Source organism: Frondihabitans sp. PAMC 28766 (assembly GCF_001577365.1).
Classification (GTDB): Bacteria; Actinomycetota; Actinomycetes; order Actinomycetales; family Microbacteriaceae; genus Frondihabitans.
In genome coordinates, this window is the sequence record NZ_CP014513.1 from 519,568 (window position 1) to 538,385 (window position 18,818).

Here is an 18,818-nt window from a genome sequence, read left to right on the forward strand (position 1 = left end):
AGAACGGCCGACGCTACGACACGACGCTGAGCTGCTCGCCCGTGCCGGTGAGCCGGAAGCGAGGCCCGTCTTCTTGCGGGGTCGCGTCGATGTCGCGGTCGACGAAGTAGCCGGCAGCGCTGAGCGTCCTGCCCTGCACGCACGACCCGGCCATCGCCCAGAGCTCGCCGTCGTTGCGCGAGATGGTGCCGGAGAGGACACCTGCGACCTCGAGAAGGCCGCCCGCGTGGATCGACACCTGCGCCTGGCAGGTGCCGCTCAACAGGACGTAGCCGCCCGGCTCGATCGTGAGCTTGTCGTCGACGCCGCCCCGCAGATCGAGGGAGCCGCCGTCACAGACGACGATGCCGTGCGGAGCCGTGCCGGTCAGAACGACTGGCTCGTCGACCGTCAGAGCCTGCCCGACCACCCCTGTCAGCTTTTTCATACCCGCGAGCCTAGGGCACGCTCGCCGGGCCGCGTCGGGTCGTCTCGTCACTCGAGCAGCCGATTGCGGAGACGGCGCTGAGCGTCGAGACTCAGCCCGGCACCTTCGAGGTAGGCGGCGACCGAGCCGCTGGTGCTCACCATGCGATCGATCGTCTCGCGCATGGCTTCGGGTGGCGACGCGACGAGCATCGTGCGCAGCTCGGGCGAGAGTGGGATGCCGGCCGCAACGGCGCGCGACTCCATGCGACAGGCCCACGCACCGCGAAGGTGCCCTTCGGTGGCGGCGTAATCGCTGACGACGAAGGCAGGATCTGCACCGGTCACCAGGAGGGCCACGGCGACGACGACCCCGGTGCGATCTTTGCCGGCCGTGCAGTGCACGAGCACACCGCCCACCGGCGCGTCGACGATCAGCTGCAGGGCCCCTGCGATCTCTTCCGCACTGGAGTTGATCAGGTCGGCGTAGAGCACGCTCACGCTCGGGATCGAGACCAGCGATGTCAGCGCGCCGGACAGGATCGGCAACTGGTGGGTCTCGATGTCTAGCCCGACCGTGTCGTCGGGCATCGCGGCGACCTCGGCAGCGTCACGCAGATCGATGATCGTGCGCACCCCGAGGTCGATGAGACGCGACCGACCAGCGGGCCCGATGGCGCTGAGGGCGTCGGAGCGATAGAGCCGTCGCCCGGAGATCACGCCGCCGCAGCGCTCGGGCGTGGCGACGACGGGGATGCCGCCGACGTCTCGGAAGTTGACGGTGCCAGGCACCAGAGACGCACTCATGCCCCGACGCCCTTCAGCAGCTCGGAGACGGGAACACCCAGCCCGCGAGCGACGCGGACGAGAGTCACCACCGTCGGGTTGCCGACGCCCCGCTCGAGAAGGTAGTAGTTGCCGAGCGCGATGCCTGTGCTCGTGGCTGCGTCTCGACAGGTCATGCCGGCAGCCCGGCGAATCTCGCGGATGCGGCTGCCCAGAGCCGCTCGGGCCTTCTCGTCTCGCTCTCTCATTTCGACAGTATATTGCAGAATATTTGGTTTTAGGTTTCGTACTTGACAGGTATTACAACACTCTGGAAACGTGGAGCTCGTCGTCACGGAGCCGTCAGATGCCTCGAAGCCGATGGCCCGATCCACCCGGCACGAAAGGACGCACGTCATGCCCGTTCCCGTTCCCGCCTCAGGAGAGCCCATGCCCCGGCGTCTGCTCCGCGACCAGATTCGCGAAGAGATCCGCGCCGCGATCCTCAACGGCACGCTCGAGCCGGGCGAACGCCTCGTCGACGACGAGCTGGTCGAGTGGCTGGGCTGCTCGCGCACTCCGATCCGCGAGGCGCTCAACGACCTGATGCACGCGGGCTTCATCGAGATCGAGCCGAACAAGTACACCCGTGTCGCCCTCCCCCGCGACGACGAAGTGCTCGAGGTGGTGCAGACGCTCGGGGTGCTCTACGGCGGGGCCGCGCGGCTTGCGGTGGCCGATCTGAGCGACGAGGTGCGCCGCCAGATTCTGTCCACCATCGACGCCGCCCGGGCCGACGTCGCCCGCGGCGACGCGCTGGCACTCAACGTGCACACTCTCGCGTTCTTCGACCTGTTCGTCGACCACTGCGGCAACGCGCAGCTGCAGAAGGTCTGCCACGACACGACGGCGGGGCTCGCCTACAAGCTGCGCCTGCCGAACATCATCGAGATCTTCACAGCGGAGAACCTCGACGACGCCTACTCGCGCCTGCGGCGCGCGACCGAAGAGGGCGACGCGATCGAGGCCGAGCTCGCAGCCGAGGCGCTGCACCAGCTGCCGTCGCCGGCCGTTTCGGCGCTCTAAACGGCTCGGCGCGCCGCCGCGGCCCGCTCGGGGGCGGCGACGGGCGCCCTCGAGCCCCGAGCGCTGAACCGCGTCAGGTAAACGGCGGCAGCCGCCGCACCGATCGCGGTCATCGCCGGTGCGATCGATCCTGCGACGGCAAGCGACACCACGACGGCTGCAGATGCGACGACGAGCTCGGCCAGCACCGTGGCGCGCCACCCGGCCGTCGACCGCCGCTTCGGCGTGATGGTGAACACGGCACGTCGACCGACGAGCACGCGCGCCATCGATCGGAGCGAGACCCAGAGCATCGATGCGTAGAGCGCGAGGGCACGGCCGAGGAAGACGAGGCCGGCCAGCGGTGCCCCACGGCGCGTCCGCCGAACCGCTTCGGGCAGGAGCGCGGCGACGCCGCTGAGACCGAGCGCGAGACCGACCCAGGTCGGAAAGAGCGTCGCGCCGAGCGACGCCGTCACCAGCGACACCGCGAAGAGGGCGACGCCGAGCATCGACCCGAGCGGAATCATCGTGAGCTCGAGCAGGAGGTCGAGCTTCTCGGAGGCGTCCATGCGCGAGCGCGCAATGGTCGGGCCGAAGCCGCGCAACAGCTCGGTCGCGCCCTGAACCATCTTGCCGTGCTGCTTTTTGAAGGCGTGATAGTCGACCGGGAAGTCTTCGGTGCTCACGATCTCGGGCGCGTACTCGACCCGGTAGCCCGCCTCACGAAGGGCGATCGTGAACGCGACGTCTTCGGCGACGACCTCGGGGAACCCACCGGCGGCAATGATCGCCTCGCGGCTCAGGAGGGCGCCTCGGCCCATGAACATCGAGAAGCCGAACTGCGACCGGGCCGCCTGGGTCGTTGCCACGTGCGTGCCGAGCATCGGGCCGAACTCCGAGACGAAGGCCGTCTCGCCCTCGTGCGCCTCGTGTCGACCCTGCACGACGCCGATCGGATCGGAGGCCGCCACCAAGCCCGAGGCCGTCGCGCCCGAGGCCGTCGCGCCCGAGCCGGAGGCAGCAGCGCCCGAGACGGCCACGTCCGCCGCGAAGTGGTCGAGGGCGCGCGCGACGAACGTCGGCGCCAGCACCTCGTCGCTGTCGACGATCGCGAAGAAGTCGTGACCCGGCGAGGTCGCGAAGTAGTGGTTGAGATTGCCGGCCTTGTAGCCCTGGCGCAGATTGCGGCGGACGACCAGGGCGCCGAGCTCGGCAGCCACCTCATCGACGGTCACGCGCCCGGCATCACTCGACGAGTCGTCGAGGATCACGACGTCGACGTCGTGTGTCTGCGCGGCCGAGCGACGGAGGGCCGACGGGTCGAGGTCGTCGGCGGTGCAGCAGACGAGCGCCACCCGGGCGGTACTGACGGTCTCGCAGGGCGCCGAGGCGGCCCGGCGAGAGAGAAGCGCCCGCCGACACGCATAGAACACCAGCGCGCGCAGCCCGCCGAGCCAGAGCGTGCCGATGGCGATGCCCACGGGGATCGCAACGGCGAAGTCGCGTCCGTCGAGCGGCGCACGGACCGACAGGAGGCCGACGACGGCGGCAACGACGAGCCCGAGCCACGCGAGGCCGGTCATCGTGGCCGTGACCGTCGAACGACGGCTCGTGCGCGAGGGAAGAGGCTTCGGGCTGCTCATAGCCTCATGCTAAGGCACCCGATATTTCATATCCTCAGCCTGAGGGTTGAGATCTCATGCGACTCAGGTGCCGTTCCACAGCGCCCGGTAGAACGAGGTCCGCTCGGAATCGGGCTCGATTCCGTAGGCCTCGAGGAAGGCCGCATCCCAGCCGAGCCCGTAGTTCCACTCGAGGCTCATCGTGGCGACGGCGATGTCGGCCCAGCGGTCGGCTACACCGAGGGCGTCGAGGTCGACGTGACCCGACCAGGCGCCGTCGTCGGCGATGAGCGTGTTCGGCGAGCAGGGGTCTCCCTGGCAGACGACGAGTCGGTCGAGGGATGGAACAGGCGGCAGACCAGGATCCTGACGCCTCGCCTTCTCGGATCGGGCAAGTCGCATCTCGACCGACCAGTCGAAGGGGCACGCCTCGACGGGCAGCGCATCGTGGAAGGCCCGCAGCCCCTGACCGAGCGCTGCGACGGCGCGTACCGGCTCAGCCCGCCACCGCGGGTCGACTGCGCTGCGCCCGGGGACGCCGGCGGTCACGAGCCAGTCGGCGTCGGGCCCGGTGCCGGAGGCGAGGACTCGCGGCACCGAGGTGTATGCGACGGCCCACCGGAGCCGGGCCTCTTCGGCGGCGAGGTCGAGCCCGACGCCGTGAGGCGCCCACTTGGCGAACCGACGCGACGGGCCTTCGCCGAGCTGGAAGGTGATACCGCCGACCTCGTTGAGCCAGACGGGGGTAACCGTGTCGGATCCTGCGATCTCGGCGATCGGCACGGGAACGGGCACGGGGCCCGTCGGGATCTGGCTGACCAGCAGCCCGTCGCCCGGCGGCCCGTCGACCAGCGGCACGGTCAGCGGCCCGTCGATCGGCGAAGGGCCGATCAGCGGTTCGGATGCCACAGCACGACCGAGGTCTGGCGCTGCGGGCGGGTGCCGTGGGGCAGCGGCACCACGCCGCCCGTCGAGCCGGCCGCGAAGACTCGCGACCCGGGGCGGTTGAGCATCTCGTCGGCGAGCGCTGTCTCGAGCTCGCGGACCCGGGCCGACAGCGCCGACACGTGGTCTTCGAGCTCGAGGATGCGGCGGATGCCCTCGAGGCTGACGCCCTCACCGCTCAGCCGGGCGATCTCGCGCAACTGGTTGACGTCGCGCATCGAGTACCGGCGGCTCTTGCCGGCGGTGCGGGTGGGCACGACCAGCTCGAGGCGGTCGTACTGGCGGAGCGTCTGCGGATGCATGCCCGCCAGCTCGGCGGCCACGGCGATCGCGAAGATCGGGGAGTATTCGTCCATCGCCTGCCTCCTCACTGGGCGGGTGGTGCTGTGGATTGTCAGAACTGTAGCTAGCGGCGAGCCCGATCGATGAGCTCGGCGCGCGGGTTCTCGTCGGGGAGGGCCGCAGCGAGAGCCTCGACAGCTTCGCGAGCCTTGTCGGACAGGTGCGACGGCACCGCGACCTGGACGGTGGCGAGCAGGTCGCCCTTCCCCTCCTTCGCGGCGACACCGCGACCCTTGACGCGCAGGACGCGACCCGAGGGGGTGCCGGGGGCGACGCGGAGCCGCACCGGGTCGCCGCCGAGGGTCGGCACCTCGATGGTCGCCCCGAGCGCGGCCTCGGTGAAGGTGACAGGGACGTCGAGGCGCAGGTTGAGGCCGTCGCGCTCGAAGACGGGGTGAGGGCGCACCGTGACGGTCAGCACGATGTCTCCGGTCTCTCCGCCATCCTGGCTCGGCTCACCCTTGCCGCGCAGACGGATCTTCTGCCCGTCGGTCACACCGGCGGGGATGCGCACCTTGATGGGCTTGCCCTGCGACTGCGTGAGAGTGATGGTCTCGCCGACGACAGCGGTGAGGAAGTCGAGCGTGGTCGTCGCGGTGACGTCGCGCCCCTTGGTCGGCCCGCCGTAGCCGCGATAGCCGCCGGAGGTCTGGCCGAAGCCGCCGCCACCGAACATGCCGCTGAAAATGTCTTCGAAGCCGCCACCACCGCCACCGCCACCGCCCGGGAAGCCGCCGGAGCGCCGACCGCTGCCGCCGCCCTGCCCGAACATGCCGCCGAAAACGTCTTCGAAGCCGCCACCGCCACCGCCCTGGCCGCCCGCACCCGCCGTGAAGCGAGCGCCGGAGCCCATGGCCCGGATCTGGTCGTACTCTTTGCGCTGCTCGGGGTCGGAGAGCACCGAGTTGGCCTCGCTGATCTCCTTGAACTTCGACTCGGCCGCGGCATCGCCGGGGTTGGAGTCGGGGTGGTACTTGCGCGCGAGCTTGCGGTAGACCTTCTTGAGCTCAGGCGCCGTGACGTCTTTCGAGACGCCGAGAACGGCGTAGAAGTCCTTGTCGAACCAGTCCTGGCTTGCCAAGCGGCGCCGCCTTTCTTTTTTCTCAGAGTAGGAGACGGCGGGCCCCCTGGGAGAGCCCGCCGCCGGTGGATCTGTCGCCTAGGCCGGAACCGAGACCGCGACCTTGGCCGCGCGCAGCACGCGGTCACCGAGGACGTAGCCCTGCTCGATCACGTCGGCGACCGTGTTGACGGTCACGTCGGGGCTCGGCAGCTGCACGATCGCCTCGTGGATCTTCGGGTCGAACACGTCGCCCTTGGCCCCGATGGCGGTCAGCCCGAAGCGGTCGAACCCGCCACGGAGCTTCTGAGCGATGACGACCATCGGCCCCTCCTCGAGGTCGCCGTGCGCCTCGGCACGGCTGAGATCGTCGAGGGCCGGCAGGATCGCACGGATGACCTCGGCGATGACGACCTCACGGTTGGCCTCGCGGTCGCGCTCCACTCGCTTGCGGAAGTTGACCAACTCGGCCTGCGCCCGGAGCATGTCCTGGCGCATGTCGGCCACGAGGTCGACGGATGCCTGGTCGAGAATCGCTTCGTCTTCTTCGCTGAGCTCGACATCGGGGCCCTCGGCCTCGATCAACTCCTCCGCCCCGTCGACGTCGGCCGTGCCGCCGTCTTCGGACGGAGTCGCCGTCGACTCGGGCTCGATCGGCTCGTCTCCGGGGGTGCCGTTCGTTTCGTCAGCCATCGACTACTTCTTGTCGTCGTCGTCGTCGACGACCTCGGCGTCGACGATGTCCTCGTCGTCGGCCGGGGCCGAGGCGTCGGCGGCAGGAGCGCCATCGGCAGGAGCGGAAGCAGTGGCCTGCTCGGACGCGTAGAGCGCCGTGCCGATCTTCTGCTGGCTCTCGGACAGCTTGTCGACGGCAGGCTTGATGGCCGAGTCGTCGTCGCCGGCGAGCGCGGACTTCAGTGCGTCGACATCGGCCTGCACCTCGCTCTTGACGTCGGCAGGCAGCTTCTCGTCGTTCTCCTTGAGGAGCTTCTCGATCGAATAGACCATCTGCTCGGCCGTGTTGCGCTGCTCGTTGGCCTCGCGACGCGCCTTGTCGTCGGCGGCGTTCTCTTCCGCCTCGCGCACCATGCGAGCGATGTCGTCCTTCGAGAGCGACGAACCACCGGTGATGGTCATCGACTGCTCTTTGCCGGTGCCCTTGTCTTTGGCCGACACGTGCACGATGCCGTTGGCGTCGATGTCGAAGGTGACCTCGATCTGCGGCATGCCGCGAGGAGCCGGCGCGATGCCGGTCAGCTCGAACGTGCCGAGGTTCTTGTTGTCGCGGGTGAACTCGCGCTCGCCCTGGAAGACCTGGATCGCGACGGACGGCTGGTTGTCGTCGGCCGTGGTGAAGGTCTCCGAGCGCTTGGTCGGGATGGCCGTGTTGCGGTCGATGAGCTTGGTCATCGCACCGCCCTTAGTCTCGATGCCGAGCGACAGCGGGGTGACGTCGATGAGCAGGACGTCTTTGCGCTCGCCCTTCAGCACGCCGGCCTGGAGGGCGGCGCCGACTGCGACGACCTCATCGGGGTTGACGCCCTTGTTCGGCTCTTTGCCGCCGGTGAGCTCTTTGACGACCTCGGTCACGGCGGGCATGCGGGTCGAACCGCCGACGAGCACGACGTGCGAGATGTCGGCGACCTTGACACCGGCTTCCTTGATGACGTCGTTGAACGGCTTCTTGGTGCGGTCGAGCAGGTCGGACGTCCACTGCTCGAACTGAGCGCGGGTGATCGTCTCGTCGAGGTTGAGCGGGCCGTCGGCGGTCAGCGTGAGGTACGGCAGCTGGATGCTGGTCGACGTGGACGACGACAGCTCTTTCTTGGCCTGCTCGGCGGCCTCCTTGAGGCGCTGTTTGGCGATCTTGTCGTTCGAGAGGTCGACGCCGTTGGAGTCTTTGAACTTCTTGATGAGGTGCTCGACGATGCGGTTGTCCCAGTCGTCGCCACCGAGGCGGTTGTCACCGGCGGTGGAGCGGACCTGAATGGTCGAGAAGTCTTCGTCTTTGCCCACCTCGAGGAGGGACACGTCGAACGTGCCGCCACCGAGGTCGAAGACCAGGATCAGCTCGTCTTCCTTGCCCTTGTCGAGGCCGTACGCGAGAGCCGCAGCGGTCGGCTCGTTGATGATGCGGAGCACGTTGAGGCCCGCGATCTCACCGGCCTCCTTGGTGGCCTGACGCTCGGCGTCGCCGAAGTAGGCGGGGACGGTGATGACCGCGTCGGTCACGTCTTCGCCGAGGTACTGCTCGGCGTCGCGCTTGAGCTTACCCAGGGTGCGGGCCGAGATCTCTTGCGGGGTGTATTTCTTGTCGTCGATCTCGACCTTCCAGTCGGTGCCGATGTGACGCTTGACGCTCGCGATGGTGCGGTCGACGTTCGTGACCGCCTGGCGCTTCGCGGTCTCGCCGACGAGCACCTCGCCGTCCTTCGTGAACGCGACGACCGACGGGGTGGTGCGGAGGCCCTCGGCGTTGGCGATGACCGTGGGCTCGCCGCCCTCGAGGACCGCGACCACCGAGTTGGTGGTACCGAGGTCGATTCCTACTGCACGTGCCATGTGGCTGTTCTCCTATCGTGCTTTGCTGATGCGAAAACTGGGGGAACGGGGTTGAGCCCGTTGCACTCAAGTTTACGCGTCATGCTGTGGGAGTCAAGTCAATCGGCTGAAAGTTGAGCCAGAAGGGCTCAAGTCTGCACTCGGGCGCGGGAACGCAAAAGAGCCCGGTCCGAAGACCGGGCTCATGCGGCTGCTGGGACAGCCGACCAGCTGGAGCTGCCACGACCGCGACGAAGCCGACCGTGGCCCCCACCGGTCGAACTTCGTTCCCCCCGCGGTGCGGCGGCAGCCCCTCTGGCGCACTCGATGTTCGGGCATCGAGGTCGGCATCGGCCTGGGCCGCGTCCGACAGGGTCAGCCTTCCAGCCCAGTTCGTCCGGCGGTAGAGACAGAACTGTTGGCACCCGAACGGGGGGTACGGTGGGCGAAGACGACAAACCCTAGACTTTTAGACTTCTGCCAGGAGGAATGAATGGGCGAACTCGCCGCACTGCCCGTCCTGCGGGTCGCACTCGTGGAGGACCACGAGATCGTTGCGGTCGGATTCGCCGAGCTTCTGCGGGAGTACCCCGACATCCACGTCGTCACCGTCTCGAACGCCGTGACCACGCTCGACCTGGTCGGCACGCCGGTCGATCTCGTGGTGCTCGACCTGAGACTCGGCGACGGATCGAGCCCGACCGACAACATCCGCAGCCTGCTTGCCGCAGGTGTCGACGTCCTGATCCTGACGGCCGCCGAAGACCCCACCCTCATCCGGGCCGCCGCGAAAGCCGGCGTGCTGGGCATCGTGCGCAAGTCGCAGCCCGTCGAAGAGCTCGTCGAGGCGATCCGCGACGCGGCGAGCGGTGCGACCGTGGCCGGCCTCGACTGGGCGGCCGCGATCGACGGCGACGCGGGCCTGGCCGATGCCGGTCTGAGCGCGCGCGAACGCGAGATCCTGGCCCTCTACGCGTCGGGTGAGAAGGCGCAGTCGGTGGCCTACCTGACCAACCTGTCGAAGTCGACGGTGGCGAACTACGTCTCGCGGATCCGCGCGAAGTACGCCAACGCCGGCCGCCCGGCCCACACGAAGGTCGACCTGCACCGGCGCGCCGCCGAAGACGGTCTGATCCTCGGCGACGGCCAACCACTCGGCGACGGGCATCGCATCAGCGACGGGCGCCGTCTGGGCGACGGGCTGCAGGGGTGACGACTCTCGCCGCCACCGGCAGCGCCAGCCGGCGGGTCACCCGCCTGATGTACCTCAGCCTGGCGATCGGCAGCGGGGTCTACGCCGGTGTCGGCCTGAGCAAGGCCTTCTCCGAGTTCCCGGCCCTCGAGCCGTGGTTCGCCTGGTCGAGCTGGATCTTCTCGACGGCCGCCCCGCTGATCCTCGGGGCCCTCGCGCTGTGGGCGCCCCTCCGCACCCTGCGGATCGTCGCCTCGATCTACGGCCTCCTCTTCCTGGTCGTAATGCTCGTCTGGGCGCCCCTCCAGGTGACGCCCGGTCTCCCGGGGCAGTCGTCGCCGTGGACGAACGACATCATGACGGTCCCCACCATCGCGATCGCCATCAGCTGGCGGGCCCGCCCCGTGTGGGCCTACGTGATCGTCTCGGCCCTCTGCTCGGGGATCGTGCGCTACGCGTCGGATCCTGCGATCGGCTGGAAGCTCGCAGCCCTCGACACCAGCTACAACCTGCTGACGAACGCGGTGTTCACGTCGCTGACGCTGGTGACGCGCTCGGGGGCGTCGCGCCTCGACAGCGCCGCGGCAGCCGCCCAGCTCGAGACCTCGCGCCAGGCCGAGGCCGCGGCGCGCGTGCAGCAGCGGGTGCGGATCGACGCCCTGGTGCACGACCACGTGCTCTCGGCGCTGCTCATCGCCTCGCGGGACGACGCCCCGCGCGCGCCCTCCGAGACCTCGCGGCGACGACGCTCGAGACTCTGCAGGCCGAGGGCCCGGTGCGACCCGAGCCGCTCACCGAGGCGGACTTCGTCAGCCGTCTGCGGTCATCGGTCACCGCTCAGAGCGACGGCATCGGCTTCACGACCGATCTGGGCGGCGGCCTGCTGATCCCCGCCGAGATCGCCCTGGCCCTGCTGGAGGCGACCGCCGAAGCGCTGCGCAACACGCTGCAGCACGCCGCGCCCGCGCCCGACGCCGGCGGCGACACGCCTCGCGACGTCACGCGCGCCGTCGAGGTGACCTCTGCACGCGACCGCATCAGGATCACCGTCGCCGACGACGGGCGAGGCTTCAACAGTCGCCGGATCCCGCCCGAGCGGCTCGGGGTGCGCGTCAGCATCCTGACCCGCATGGCCACGCTGCCGGGCGGCAGCGCCTCGATCGACAGCGCGCGCGGCGCCGGTACGACGGTCACCATCGGCTGGACCGACCCGGCGGCCCTCCGGTGAGCGACCAGGCTGCGACGAACGAGCCGTCGACGGGGCCCGGTGACACCGCCTTCCTGCGGCTCACGGGCCGAGGCACGAACGCCCTCTTCGCTCTCTTCGCGGTCGTGCACCTCGCTCTCGCCGTCTACGGACTGCGCAACGACCTGGTGCCCGTCTTCGCGCTGGTGTCGCTGGCCCTGGTGCTCGCCGCCGGATTCCTCCTCACCCGTGCACCGGCCGACCGATTGCCCCTGCGGCTGACGATCGCCGTCGTCGTGCTCACGACGCTCGCCTCGCTCGACGTGTTCAACCTGCCCGACCGGGGCTGGCCGGGGTGGGCCACCTGGATCTGGGGGGCCGTCACCTTCGTGCTCTTCATGCTCGCCATGCGCGGGCGCACCCTCTGGGCGTGGATCGGCTTCGCCTCGATGACGGCGCTGACCGAGATCTGGTGCATCGAGTGCGGGCGCGGGGCGCTGATGGGCTTCAACTTCGTGGTCCGATCGGCCGCCCTGGTGCTCGTCGTCTCGCTGTTCGCGCTCTTCTTGACCCGCACCCGCGCCCGGATCCGGCTGCTGCAGATGGCCGAGATCGACCGGGTTCGCGACGAGGCCTCGGCCACCGCGGCGCTCGAAGAGCAGAACGTGCGCCTCGCCCAGCTACGCGCCCTCGCCACGCCGGCCCTCGAGAAGATCCTGTCGGACGACGAGTTGAACGACGACGACCGACGATCCTTCCGCGTCGTCGAAGCCTCGCTGCGCGACCAGCTTCGCGCCACCGGCCTCGCCTCCACCGCCGTCGCCGAGGCCGCGACCCGAGCCCGCCACCGCGGCGTCGACGTGTCGCTGCTCGACGACCGCGACGGCGCCGAAGTGCCGGGAGCGGTCAAACACAGGATCGAGGCCGTGCTGGTCGAGCACCTCGACGCGGCCACCACGGGCGGTCGCGTCGTCGCTCGCCTGCTGCCCGACGGGCGCGACACCGTCGCCACCGTGCTCGCCACCGACGGCGACGACACGCAGCGAGTCACGATCGCCTCGGGCTGAGGCGCGCGGCCGCCGCTACCCTCCGTTCACCGGTTCGCGGTAGCGTCACGCCATGACGCTCGCCGCCTCCGGTGACACCGCAGCCACGCTCGGAGACACCACGCCCATCCCCCGCCGCCGCATCGTCGCGTGGGCCCTGTGGGACTGGGGGTCGGCCGCGTTCAACGCCGTCGTGACGACCTTCGTCTTCAGCACCTACCTGGCGTCGTCGTCGTTCGTCTCGCCGGCGATCGTCGCAGCCGCAGGATCCGACGCGTCGAACGCCGCGCTCGTCGCCGCGAAGTCGCACAACGCGACCGTCATCTCGACCGCGCTGACGATCGCCGGCGTCCTCGTGGCCCTGCTCGCACCGATCCTGGGCCAGCGCTCGGACGGGTCGGGGCGCCGAAAGCTGTGGCTCGGCATCAACTCGGGCGTGCTCGTGCTCGTCATGGCGGCCATGGTCTTCGTCGCGCCCGCCCCCCGCTATCTGCTGCTCGGGGCGACGCTGATCGCCGTCGGCAACCTCGTCTTCGAGTTCGCCAGCGTCAACTACAACGCGATGCTCGTGCAGGTGTCGACACCGAAGACCGTGGGGCGCGTCTCGAGCTGGGGGTGGGGTGCCGGCTATCTCGGCGGAATCGTGCTGCTGATCATCCTGCTGGTGCTGTTCTTGCAGAGCTTCGGGGTGACTGGCACCACCGGGCTGCTGGGGCTCGCGTCGACTCCCGCGGGCGGCGTCTGGAGCGTGCGGATCGCGATCCTGGTCTCCGCCGTGTGGTTCGGGGCGTTCGCGATCCCGCTGATGCTGTCGGTGCCCGAGATCCCGCGTCACGACGCCGCCGGCGCGCCCAGCGGGGCCGACACCGACGCGGCCGCCGTGCCGGTCAAGCGCCCCCGGGTGAGCATAATCGCCTCGTACCGCCGGCTGATCGCGACCATCGTGTCGCTCTACCGCAAGAACCCGCAGGTGCTGCTCTTTCTGGTGGCATCGGCCGTCTTCCGCGACGGCATCGCCGCGGTCTTCACCTTCGGCGCCATCATCGCGGCGCAGGTCTTCGGGTTCACGCCGAGCGAGGTGATCTACTTCGCCGTCGCCGCCAACGTCATGGCGGGCATCGGGGCCTTCGCGGCAGGCAGTCTCGACGACCGGCTCGGCGCTCGCGCCATCATCCTGACCTCGCTCGGAGGCCTCGTACTGGCGGCCGTCGCGATCCTGTTCGTCGGCCACGCCCAGATCGGCTTCTGGATCATCGGGCTGTTTCTGTCGCTGTTCGTCGGGCCGGCGCAGTCGGCCAGCCGGTCGTTCTTGGCACGCGTCACACCGGCCGGGCGCGAGGGCGAGATATTCGGGCTGTACGCGACGACCGGGCGGGCCGTGAGCTTCCTGGCTCCGGCGCTCTTCACGGTTTTCGTCGCCGTGACCGGCGACACCCGCTACGGCGCGATCGGCATCGCGATCGTGCTGCTCGCCGGATTCGTGCTGATGCTGCGGGTGCGCGGCACACAGACGGCGATCGACTAGCGCTTGGCCTGTTCGTCGTTCGCTTTCTTACCGCCCGTTCTGCTGTCGTCGGCCTTGCCGAGCTGCGTCGCCACGAACTCTGTGAAGGTCTGCTTCGTGCCGTCGAACTGAGCGCCGTTGACCGTGACGGTCGGAGTGACTTCGAGCTTCTTCACATCCGTGCCCGGCAGCGGCCCCGCGAGCGCGCGCTTCGTCGCATCGGTGACCCAGGAGGCGAAGCGCTGGTCGTCGATGCACGTGTCGATCTTCTTCGCGTTCTTCAGCCCCTTCACCCCGTGCGCCACCGTCATGATCTCGTCGTTGCTCAGACCACGCGTGTTCTCGGCGGGCTGGCGGGCGAACAGCGCCTTGTCGAAGTCGAAGAAGGAGTCGGGCGAGAGGTCGGCGACACAGGCCGCGGCCGACGCCGACCGTGTGGAGTATTTCGAGCCGAGCGACGCACGGTCGAGGATGGCCACGGGGTGCAGCTCGGCTGTGGCAGCGCCTTTCTCGACCAGGTCTTGGATGTAGTCGCCGTTCTCTTTCTCGAACGCGCCGCACGCCGGGCACTGGAAGTCGGTGTAGAGCCGGATGTCGGCCGTGGCCGACGACCTCTTCGTCGGGGTCGGCACCGGCTTCTCGCCGGCCTCGAGGGCACCGGTGCGCTCGGCCACGAGGCTCTTGCCGATGACGATTCCGTCGCTCGCCATGTTGCGGGGGCCCGGGCCGGACGGCTTGATGCCGGAGACGACCACGAGCGCGATGACAGCGAGAACCACGACGATGCCCGTCACGAATCCCGAGCGCACCAGGATCGTCGTCCGGCGCTCGCGCCTCTTCGCCTCGGCCATTGCCTTTCGGGCGCGCTCGCGAGCGGCGGCTCGACGCTGGTTTTTGGTGGAGCGATTCGTGGCCTGGCTCATCAGGGTCTCTCTCGATCGGGGCGAACTTCTTCATTGTTTCATATTTGACATTTCATTTGCTGTGAATGGTCTGCGCTCCGGGTTGAATAGGCTGGGCACATGGCTTCCTTCGACGACGACTACGACATCCGCACGTTCACCCCCGTCCTCGTCAACGGCACACCCGACGCCGCCACCCGCGACTGGATCGCCGCCACGCGGATCGCCTTCCATCAGGACGGCGGCGACGAGTCAATCGCGCAAGACGCGAGGGGCGCCGCAGCCGACGGACGGGTGCTGACCGGCGTCTACGCCACGCACCCCTTGCCCGGCGCCCTGGGGGCCGACTGGCCCGTCGGCACCTACGCCGGCTACACCAAGACGATCAACGTCGGCGGCGGCGCCCTTCTCGACGCCTACCTGATCTCCGACGTGACCGTCCGGCCCACGCACAAACGCAAGGGCATGCTTCGCCGCCTCATGACCGAGCGGCTTCGCGCCGCGGCCGACTCCGGGCTCGCGATCGCGGCGCTCACCGCCAGCGAGTCGGGCATCTACCGGCGCTTCGGCTTCGGCCCGGCGACGAGGCTGCGCTCGGTCGTGATCCGGCACGAGAAGCGATTCGCGCTGCACCTGACCCCGACGGGCCACACCGAACTGGCCGAAGCGCACTCGCTGAGCGACATCGCTCGCGAGGTGTTCGCCGGGTTCCACGCCACGACGCCCGGGTCGATCGACCGCCAGCACCAGCTGTGGCAGCGCAGGATCGGCCTGCAGGGCGACAGCGGCAAGCCCGACGACACCATGCGCGCGGCGATCCACTACGCCGAGGGCAGCGACGCGATCGACGGCTACGTGACCTACCGGATGAAAGAGGTGGGCGACGACGACGTCCTCGAGGTCGTCGACCTCGTGGCGAGCAGCCCGAATGCCTACCTGGGCCTCTGGGCCTTCATCGGCTCGGTGGACCTCGTCGACCGCATCACCTCCCGCTCGGCGCCGGTCGTCGACCCGCTGCTGCAGGCGATGGTCGAGAGCCGCACTCTCGAGACCGATGGCGAGTGGGATCACGTCTGGCTCAGGATCCTGGACCCGATCGCCGCGCTCTCGGCCCGCCCGTATGCGGCCGACGGGCAGCTCACCCTGCGGGTGCACGACTCGCTCGGCTTCTGTGAGGGCGTCTACGAGCTGACCGCTGCGCGCGGTGCCGGCACGCTGCGGCAGGTGGACGCCTCCACCGGCGCCGCCGTGGCCGACCTCGAGCTCGACGCGGCCACTCTCGCCTCGCTGTACCTCGGCGGCACGTCGGCACAGGTGCTGGCGGAGGCCGGTCTGGTCACCGCTCGCACGCCGGAGGCGCTGGCACTCGCGACGGGTCTGTTCGCACCAGACCGACCGGTGTACGGCATCACCTACTTCTAGGCGTCGCGACTTATCCACAGCTTGCCGGAAGGCCTGGTGCCACCCGGCGCGGACTGGTTTGCTGGGGGCATGTCGATCCAGTCCACGGCCGAGAAGGCCGAAACCCTCCGCTCGCTGCACGTGCCCGGCGACCCGCTCATCGTCACGAACGTCTGGGACAGCATCACGGCGCGCATCGTTGCCGGTGCCCCCGGCGTGCGGGCCCTGGCAACGGCCAGCCACTCGATCAGCGAGGCGCACGGGGTCGAAGACGGCGAAGGGCTCGACGTCGACGACGCCCTGGCCGCCGCGCAGCTGATCGTCCGCTCGGTCGACCTGCCGGTCTCGGTCGACTTCGAGAAGGGCTACGCGCAGGATGCCGCGGGCACGCTCGACAACGTCTGGCGCCTCATCGAGGTCGGTGCCGCCGGGCTCAACATCGAAGACTCACTCGGGCAGGCCAAGGCCCCGCTCTACGACATCGACACGCAGGTGTCGAAGATCGCCGCGGCACGCCAGGCAGGCGACCGGGCCGGCGTGCCCATCGTGATCAACGCGCGGGTCGACTCGCTGGCCGGCGACCCGTCCAGCTGGGCCGACGCCGTCACCCGAGCCAACGCCTACCTCGCCGCCGGCGCCGACTGCGCCTTCGTGCTCGGCCTCTCGACCGAAGACCACGTCGCCCGGGCTATCGACGAGATCGACGGCAAGGTGTCGGTGATCGCCGGTGCGAACTCCGTTCCACTCGCCCGCCTGGCCGAGCTCGGCATCTCCCGCGTGAGCTTCGGCCCCGCCATCATGGGCCTCACGCTGTCGCACCTGCAGGATGCAGCGGCCGGCCTGACCGCGCGCGGCACCTACCCTGCCGAGCTCGGTTTCGCGTTCTAAGACGATCCATCCACCCCTCACAGCGGAGACGACCATGCCCACCCCCACCGACTTCCCCACGGGCGCACCCCTCTGGGTCGACCTGATCAGCAGCGACGCCGAGGGGGTGCTGCCGTTCTACGAGCAGCTCTTCGGCTGGACGCCCACGCGCACCGGCCCCGAGTTCGGCAACTACATCGTGCTCAGCCTCGGCGATCGCCAGCTCGGCGGCCTCATCCAGGGGCAGCCGGCTGGCGGGGCCGACGACATCGACGGCAGCGAGCTCTGGCGCGTCTACCTCGAGACGGGCGACGCCGAGACGACGGCGCAGGCCATCACCGGTGCCGGCGGCATGGTGTTGCAAGGGCCTCACGTCGTCGGCCCGCTGGGCTCGATGCTCGTGGCGATCGACAACGACCGGGGCGTCGTCGGCGGCTGGCAGCGCGGCGAGAACCGCGGCTTCCAGGTGGTCGCCGAGCCCGGCGCGCCGGCCTGGTTCGAACTGCACACCACGAGCTACGACGACGCCGTGCAGTTCTACCAGCAGGCCTTCGGGTGGCAGACCACCACGATGGCCGATTCGGGCGGGTTCCGCTACACGCAACTGCTCGTCGACGGGTCGCCCTACGCCGGGATCCTCGACGCGAGCGCATTCTGGGAGGCCGGTGCGCCCGCGAAGTGGCTGGTGTACTTCTTGGTCGACGACGTCGACGGCGCTCGCGCGTCTGCGGTGCAGCTGGGCGGGGCAGCCCTCGACGAGCCTGCCGACTCGCCGTTCGGGCGAATCGCCACGCTTGCCGATCCTGCGGGTGCCGTGTTCAAGATCGTCGGGGCGATGCCGACGCCGGCCTAAACGAAGTCGGCGGGGTTGTCGACGGGGTTCTTGGATTTGTTCGCCGCTTCGGTCGCCACGGCGGCATGACCCGCGTCTTGCGCGCGTTGCTCGGCGACGGCCGCCTCGCGCACCGCGATGGCCTCATGCACGTCTTTCTCGCGCTTGACCGCTTTCTTCTCGATCTGGCGAGTGTCGCGGGGCGGCAGCTGAATGTCCTCCTCGGCGTGCAACCCCTGCTGCAGCTCGCGACCGCGCTCGGTCTCGGCGTCGAACTCGGCGCCGAAGAGCAGTGCGTTGTTCGTGATCCAGAGCCACAGCAGGAAGATGATCACGCCGCCGAGGGCGCCGTACGTCTTGTTGTAGTGCGAGAAGTTCGCCACGTAGAAGGCGAACCCCACGGAGGCGAGCAGCCAGATGACGATTGCCAGGAGTGCGCCACCACTCAACCAGCGGAACCGTGGCTGCTTCACGTTCGGGGCGAAGTGGTACAGCACCGCCACGACGAGGACGACGATGAAGGCCAGCACCGGCCACTTGGCGATGCTCCAGACATCCGCTGCGACATCGCCCACGTGGATGACGTCGAAGACCGACTTCGCGATGCCGCCGCTCAGCACGAGGATCAGGCCGGCGATCACGACGAGGATGACGGCGATCACGGTCACGAGGAGGTTCGTGGGGCGCAGCTTCCAGATCGGGCGACCCTCCTGCCGGTCGTAGATCCGGTTGAGCGCGCGCCCGAAGGCACCGACATAGCCCGACGCCGACCACACCGCGCCCAGAACGCCGACGACGAATGTCACTCCGGCCGCGCCCGACGTCGTCAGCGACTCGATCGGCCCGCGAATGCCGTTCACGATGTCAGCGGAGGCGAAACGGCCGATCAGGTCGAGCACGGTGTCGGTCGTGTTCTTCGCCTCGCCGAACAGACCGAGCAGCGACACCACCGCCAGCAGGCCAGGAAAGAGCGCCTGCACGGCGAAGTAGGTCAGCGAGGCTGCCAGATCGGTGCAGTTGTCGTTCGAGAACTCGCGCAGCGTCTTCTTGAACGTGTACGCCCAGGTGCGCTTCGTGAGATCGAGCGGGCTCTGCGGCTCGGTGACGTCGCGGCCGTCAGCGGTGGCGGTGCTGCTCATG

General features: G+C 69.3%; 20 protein-coding genes. 9 read left to right on the forward strand and 11 right to left on the reverse strand.

Annotation, left to right across the window (positions count from 1 at the left end; all coding sequences use genetic code 11):
• Positions 1 to 13: 13 nt before the first annotated feature.
• Genes AX769_RS02440 through AX769_RS23590 form a run of 3 tightly spaced genes read right to left on the reverse strand, consistent with a single transcriptional unit; the run spans position 14 to position 1,439 of the window.
• Complete coding sequence (locus tag AX769_RS02440; RefSeq protein WP_066275553.1) at positions 14 to 427, reverse strand: hypothetical protein; 414 nt, start codon at positions 425 to 427, stop codon at positions 14 to 16.
• Between the two features lie 47 nt (positions 428 to 474).
• Positions 475 to 1,212 (reverse strand): tyrosine-protein phosphatase, encoded by a 738-nt coding sequence (locus AX769_RS02445; RefSeq protein WP_066275555.1) that lies wholly within the window; start codon positions 1,210 to 1,212, stop codon positions 475 to 477.
• Positions 1,209 to 1,439 carry a helix-turn-helix domain-containing protein gene (locus AX769_RS23590; RefSeq protein ID WP_066275557.1) on the reverse strand — a complete coding sequence of 77 codons (231 nt, stop codon included), beginning with the start codon at positions 1,437 to 1,439 and terminating at the stop codon, positions 1,209 to 1,211. The genes AX769_RS02445 and AX769_RS23590 overlap by 4 nt, the downstream gene beginning before the upstream one ends.
• A gap of 181 nt (positions 1,440 to 1,620) precedes the next feature.
• Here AX769_RS23590 and AX769_RS02455 point away from each other — a divergent pair, with 181 nt between their 5' ends.
• Positions 1,621 to 2,256 carry a GntR family transcriptional regulator gene (locus AX769_RS02455; protein ID WP_239451914.1) on the forward strand — a complete coding sequence of 212 codons (636 nt, stop codon included), beginning with the start codon at positions 1,621 to 1,623 and terminating at the stop codon, positions 2,254 to 2,256.
• Here AX769_RS02455 and AX769_RS02460 read toward each other — a convergent pair.
• From AX769_RS02460 to dnaK, 6 genes are all read right to left on the reverse strand, one after another.
• Positions 2,253 to 3,881 (reverse strand): glycosyltransferase family 2 protein, encoded by a 1,629-nt coding sequence (locus tag AX769_RS02460; RefSeq protein ID WP_066275561.1) that lies wholly within the window; start codon positions 3,879 to 3,881, stop codon positions 2,253 to 2,255. The genes AX769_RS02455 and AX769_RS02460 overlap by 4 nt on opposite strands.
• Before the next feature lie 63 nt (positions 3,882 to 3,944).
• Positions 3,945 to 4,769 (reverse strand): aminoglycoside 3'-phosphotransferase, encoded by an 825-nt coding sequence (locus tag AX769_RS02465; RefSeq protein ID WP_239451915.1) that lies wholly within the window; start codon positions 4,767 to 4,769, stop codon positions 3,945 to 3,947.
• Complete coding sequence (locus tag AX769_RS02470; RefSeq protein WP_066275563.1) at positions 4,751 to 5,161, reverse strand: heat shock protein transcriptional repressor HspR; 411 nt, start codon at positions 5,159 to 5,161, stop codon at positions 4,751 to 4,753. Before AX769_RS02470 ends, AX769_RS02465 begins: the two co-directional genes overlap by 19 nt.
• A gap of 50 nt (positions 5,162 to 5,211) precedes the next feature.
• The gene (locus tag AX769_RS02475) at positions 5,212 to 6,228 is read right to left on the reverse strand and encodes a DnaJ C-terminal domain-containing protein (protein WP_066275564.1); all 1,017 of its coding nucleotides are present in this window, start codon (positions 6,226 to 6,228) and stop codon (positions 5,212 to 5,214) included.
• Between the two features lie 78 nt (positions 6,229 to 6,306).
• Complete coding sequence (locus AX769_RS02480) at positions 6,307 to 6,900, reverse strand: nucleotide exchange factor GrpE (RefSeq protein ID WP_082763433.1); 594 nt, start codon at positions 6,898 to 6,900, stop codon at positions 6,307 to 6,309.
• A 3-nt stretch (positions 6,901 to 6,903) separates the two neighbouring features.
• On the reverse strand, positions 6,904 to 8,769 hold the full coding sequence (dnaK, locus tag AX769_RS02485) for a molecular chaperone DnaK (RefSeq protein ID WP_066275566.1): 1,866 nt from the start codon (positions 8,767 to 8,769) through the stop codon (positions 6,904 to 6,906).
• Between the two features lie 472 nt (positions 8,770 to 9,241).
• Between dnaK and AX769_RS02490 the strand changes: the two genes are divergently transcribed.
• From AX769_RS02490 to AX769_RS02510, 5 genes are read left to right on the forward strand one after another with little or no spacing between them, the layout of a single operon-like run.
• Positions 9,242 to 9,961: a response regulator transcription factor gene (locus AX769_RS02490; protein ID WP_066275569.1), complete on the forward strand. Its 720-nt coding sequence runs from the start codon at positions 9,242 to 9,244 to the stop codon at positions 9,959 to 9,961.
• Positions 9,958 to 10,827 carry a hypothetical protein gene (locus AX769_RS02495; RefSeq protein WP_066275572.1) on the forward strand — a complete coding sequence of 290 codons (870 nt, stop codon included), beginning with the start codon at positions 9,958 to 9,960 and terminating at the stop codon, positions 10,825 to 10,827. Before AX769_RS02490 ends, AX769_RS02495 begins: the two co-directional genes overlap by 4 nt.
• Positions 10,716 to 11,168 carry a sensor histidine kinase gene (locus AX769_RS02500; protein WP_066275575.1) on the forward strand — a complete coding sequence of 151 codons (453 nt, stop codon included), beginning with the start codon at positions 10,716 to 10,718 and terminating at the stop codon, positions 11,166 to 11,168. Before AX769_RS02495 ends, AX769_RS02500 begins: the two co-directional genes overlap by 112 nt.
• Positions 11,165 to 12,193, forward strand: a complete 1,029-nt coding sequence (locus AX769_RS02505) for a hypothetical protein (protein ID WP_066275578.1) — start codon at positions 11,165 to 11,167, stop codon at positions 12,191 to 12,193. The genes AX769_RS02500 and AX769_RS02505 overlap by 4 nt, the downstream gene beginning before the upstream one ends.
• Before the next feature lie 52 nt (positions 12,194 to 12,245).
• Positions 12,246 to 13,697: an MFS transporter gene (locus tag AX769_RS02510; protein WP_066275580.1), complete on the forward strand. Its 1,452-nt coding sequence runs from the start codon at positions 12,246 to 12,248 to the stop codon at positions 13,695 to 13,697.
• Here the strand turns inward: AX769_RS02510 and AX769_RS02515 are convergent.
• Positions 13,694 to 14,599: a thioredoxin domain-containing protein gene (locus tag AX769_RS02515; RefSeq protein ID WP_066275581.1), complete on the reverse strand. Its 906-nt coding sequence runs from the start codon at positions 14,597 to 14,599 to the stop codon at positions 13,694 to 13,696. The two genes, AX769_RS02510 and AX769_RS02515, sit on opposite strands and share 4 nt — an antisense overlap.
• A gap of 99 nt (positions 14,600 to 14,698) precedes the next feature.
• On the opposite strand from AX769_RS02515, the gene AX769_RS02520 reads away from it, so the two are divergent.
• The 3 genes from AX769_RS02520 to AX769_RS02530 all read left to right on the forward strand — a co-directional run bounded on the left by AX769_RS02520 (position 14,699) and on the right by AX769_RS02530 (position 17,699).
• Positions 14,699 to 16,000 (forward strand): GNAT family N-acetyltransferase, encoded by a 1,302-nt coding sequence (locus tag AX769_RS02520; protein WP_066275584.1) that lies wholly within the window; start codon positions 14,699 to 14,701, stop codon positions 15,998 to 16,000.
• Between the two features lie 69 nt (positions 16,001 to 16,069).
• Positions 16,070 to 16,867 carry an isocitrate lyase/phosphoenolpyruvate mutase family protein gene (locus AX769_RS02525; RefSeq protein ID WP_066275586.1) on the forward strand — a complete coding sequence of 266 codons (798 nt, stop codon included), beginning with the start codon at positions 16,070 to 16,072 and terminating at the stop codon, positions 16,865 to 16,867.
• A gap of 34 nt (positions 16,868 to 16,901) precedes the next feature.
• Entirely contained in the window at positions 16,902 to 17,699 is a 798-nt protein-coding gene (locus tag AX769_RS02530; protein WP_066275589.1) for a VOC family protein, read from the forward strand.
• Here AX769_RS02530 and AX769_RS02535 read toward each other — a convergent pair.
• Positions 17,696 to 18,817, reverse strand: coding sequence for a YihY/virulence factor BrkB family protein (locus AX769_RS02535; protein WP_066275595.1), 1,122 nt, complete (start codon positions 18,815 to 18,817; stop codon positions 17,696 to 17,698). The genes AX769_RS02530 and AX769_RS02535 overlap by 4 nt on opposite strands.
• Position 18,818: the final 1 nt, after the last annotated feature.

Excerpts from the sequence above, each read along its gene's own strand:
- AX769_RS02490 (WP_066275569.1), top strand. The coding sequence starts at position 9,242 with ATGGGCGAACTCGCCGCACTGCCCGTCCTGCGGGTCGCACTCGTGGAG.
- AX769_RS02440 (WP_066275553.1), bottom strand. The coding sequence starts at position 427 with ATGAAAAAGCTGACAGGGGTGGTCGGGCAGGCTCTGACGGTCGACGAG.
- AX769_RS02470 (WP_066275563.1), bottom strand. The coding sequence starts at position 5,161 with ATGGACGAATACTCCCCGATCTTCGCGATCGCCGTGGCCGCCGAGCTG.
- AX769_RS02480 (WP_082763433.1), bottom strand. The coding sequence starts at position 6,900 with ATGGCTGACGAAACGAACGGCACCCCCGGAGACGAGCCGATCGAGCCC.
- dnaK (WP_066275566.1), bottom strand. The coding sequence starts at position 8,769 with ATGGCACGTGCAGTAGGAATCGACCTCGGTACCACCAACTCGGTGGTC.
- AX769_RS02455 (WP_239451914.1), top strand. The coding sequence starts at position 1,621 with ATGCCCCGGCGTCTGCTCCGCGACCAGATTCGCGAAGAGATCCGCGCC.
- AX769_RS02460 (WP_066275561.1), bottom strand. The coding sequence starts at position 3,881 with ATGAGCAGCCCGAAGCCTCTTCCCTCGCGCACGAGCCGTCGTTCGACG.
- AX769_RS02530 (WP_066275589.1), top strand. The coding sequence starts at position 16,902 with ATGCCCACCCCCACCGACTTCCCCACGGGCGCACCCCTCTGGGTCGAC.
- AX769_RS02510 (WP_066275580.1), top strand. The coding sequence starts at position 12,246 with ATGACGCTCGCCGCCTCCGGTGACACCGCAGCCACGCTCGGAGACACC.
- AX769_RS02535 (WP_066275595.1), bottom strand. The coding sequence starts at position 18,817 with ATGAGCAGCACCGCCACCGCTGACGGCCGCGACGTCACCGAGCCGCAG.
- AX769_RS23590 (WP_066275557.1), bottom strand. The coding sequence starts at position 1,439 with ATGAGAGAGCGAGACGAGAAGGCCCGAGCGGCTCTGGGCAGCCGCATC.
- AX769_RS02525 (WP_066275586.1), top strand. The coding sequence starts at position 16,070 with ATGTCGATCCAGTCCACGGCCGAGAAGGCCGAAACCCTCCGCTCGCTG.
- AX769_RS02445 (WP_066275555.1), bottom strand. The coding sequence starts at position 1,212 with ATGAGTGCGTCTCTGGTGCCTGGCACCGTCAACTTCCGAGACGTCGGC.
- AX769_RS02515 (WP_066275581.1), bottom strand. The coding sequence starts at position 14,599 with ATGAGCCAGGCCACGAATCGCTCCACCAAAAACCAGCGTCGAGCCGCC.
- AX769_RS02520 (WP_066275584.1), top strand. The coding sequence starts at position 14,699 with ATGGCTTCCTTCGACGACGACTACGACATCCGCACGTTCACCCCCGTC.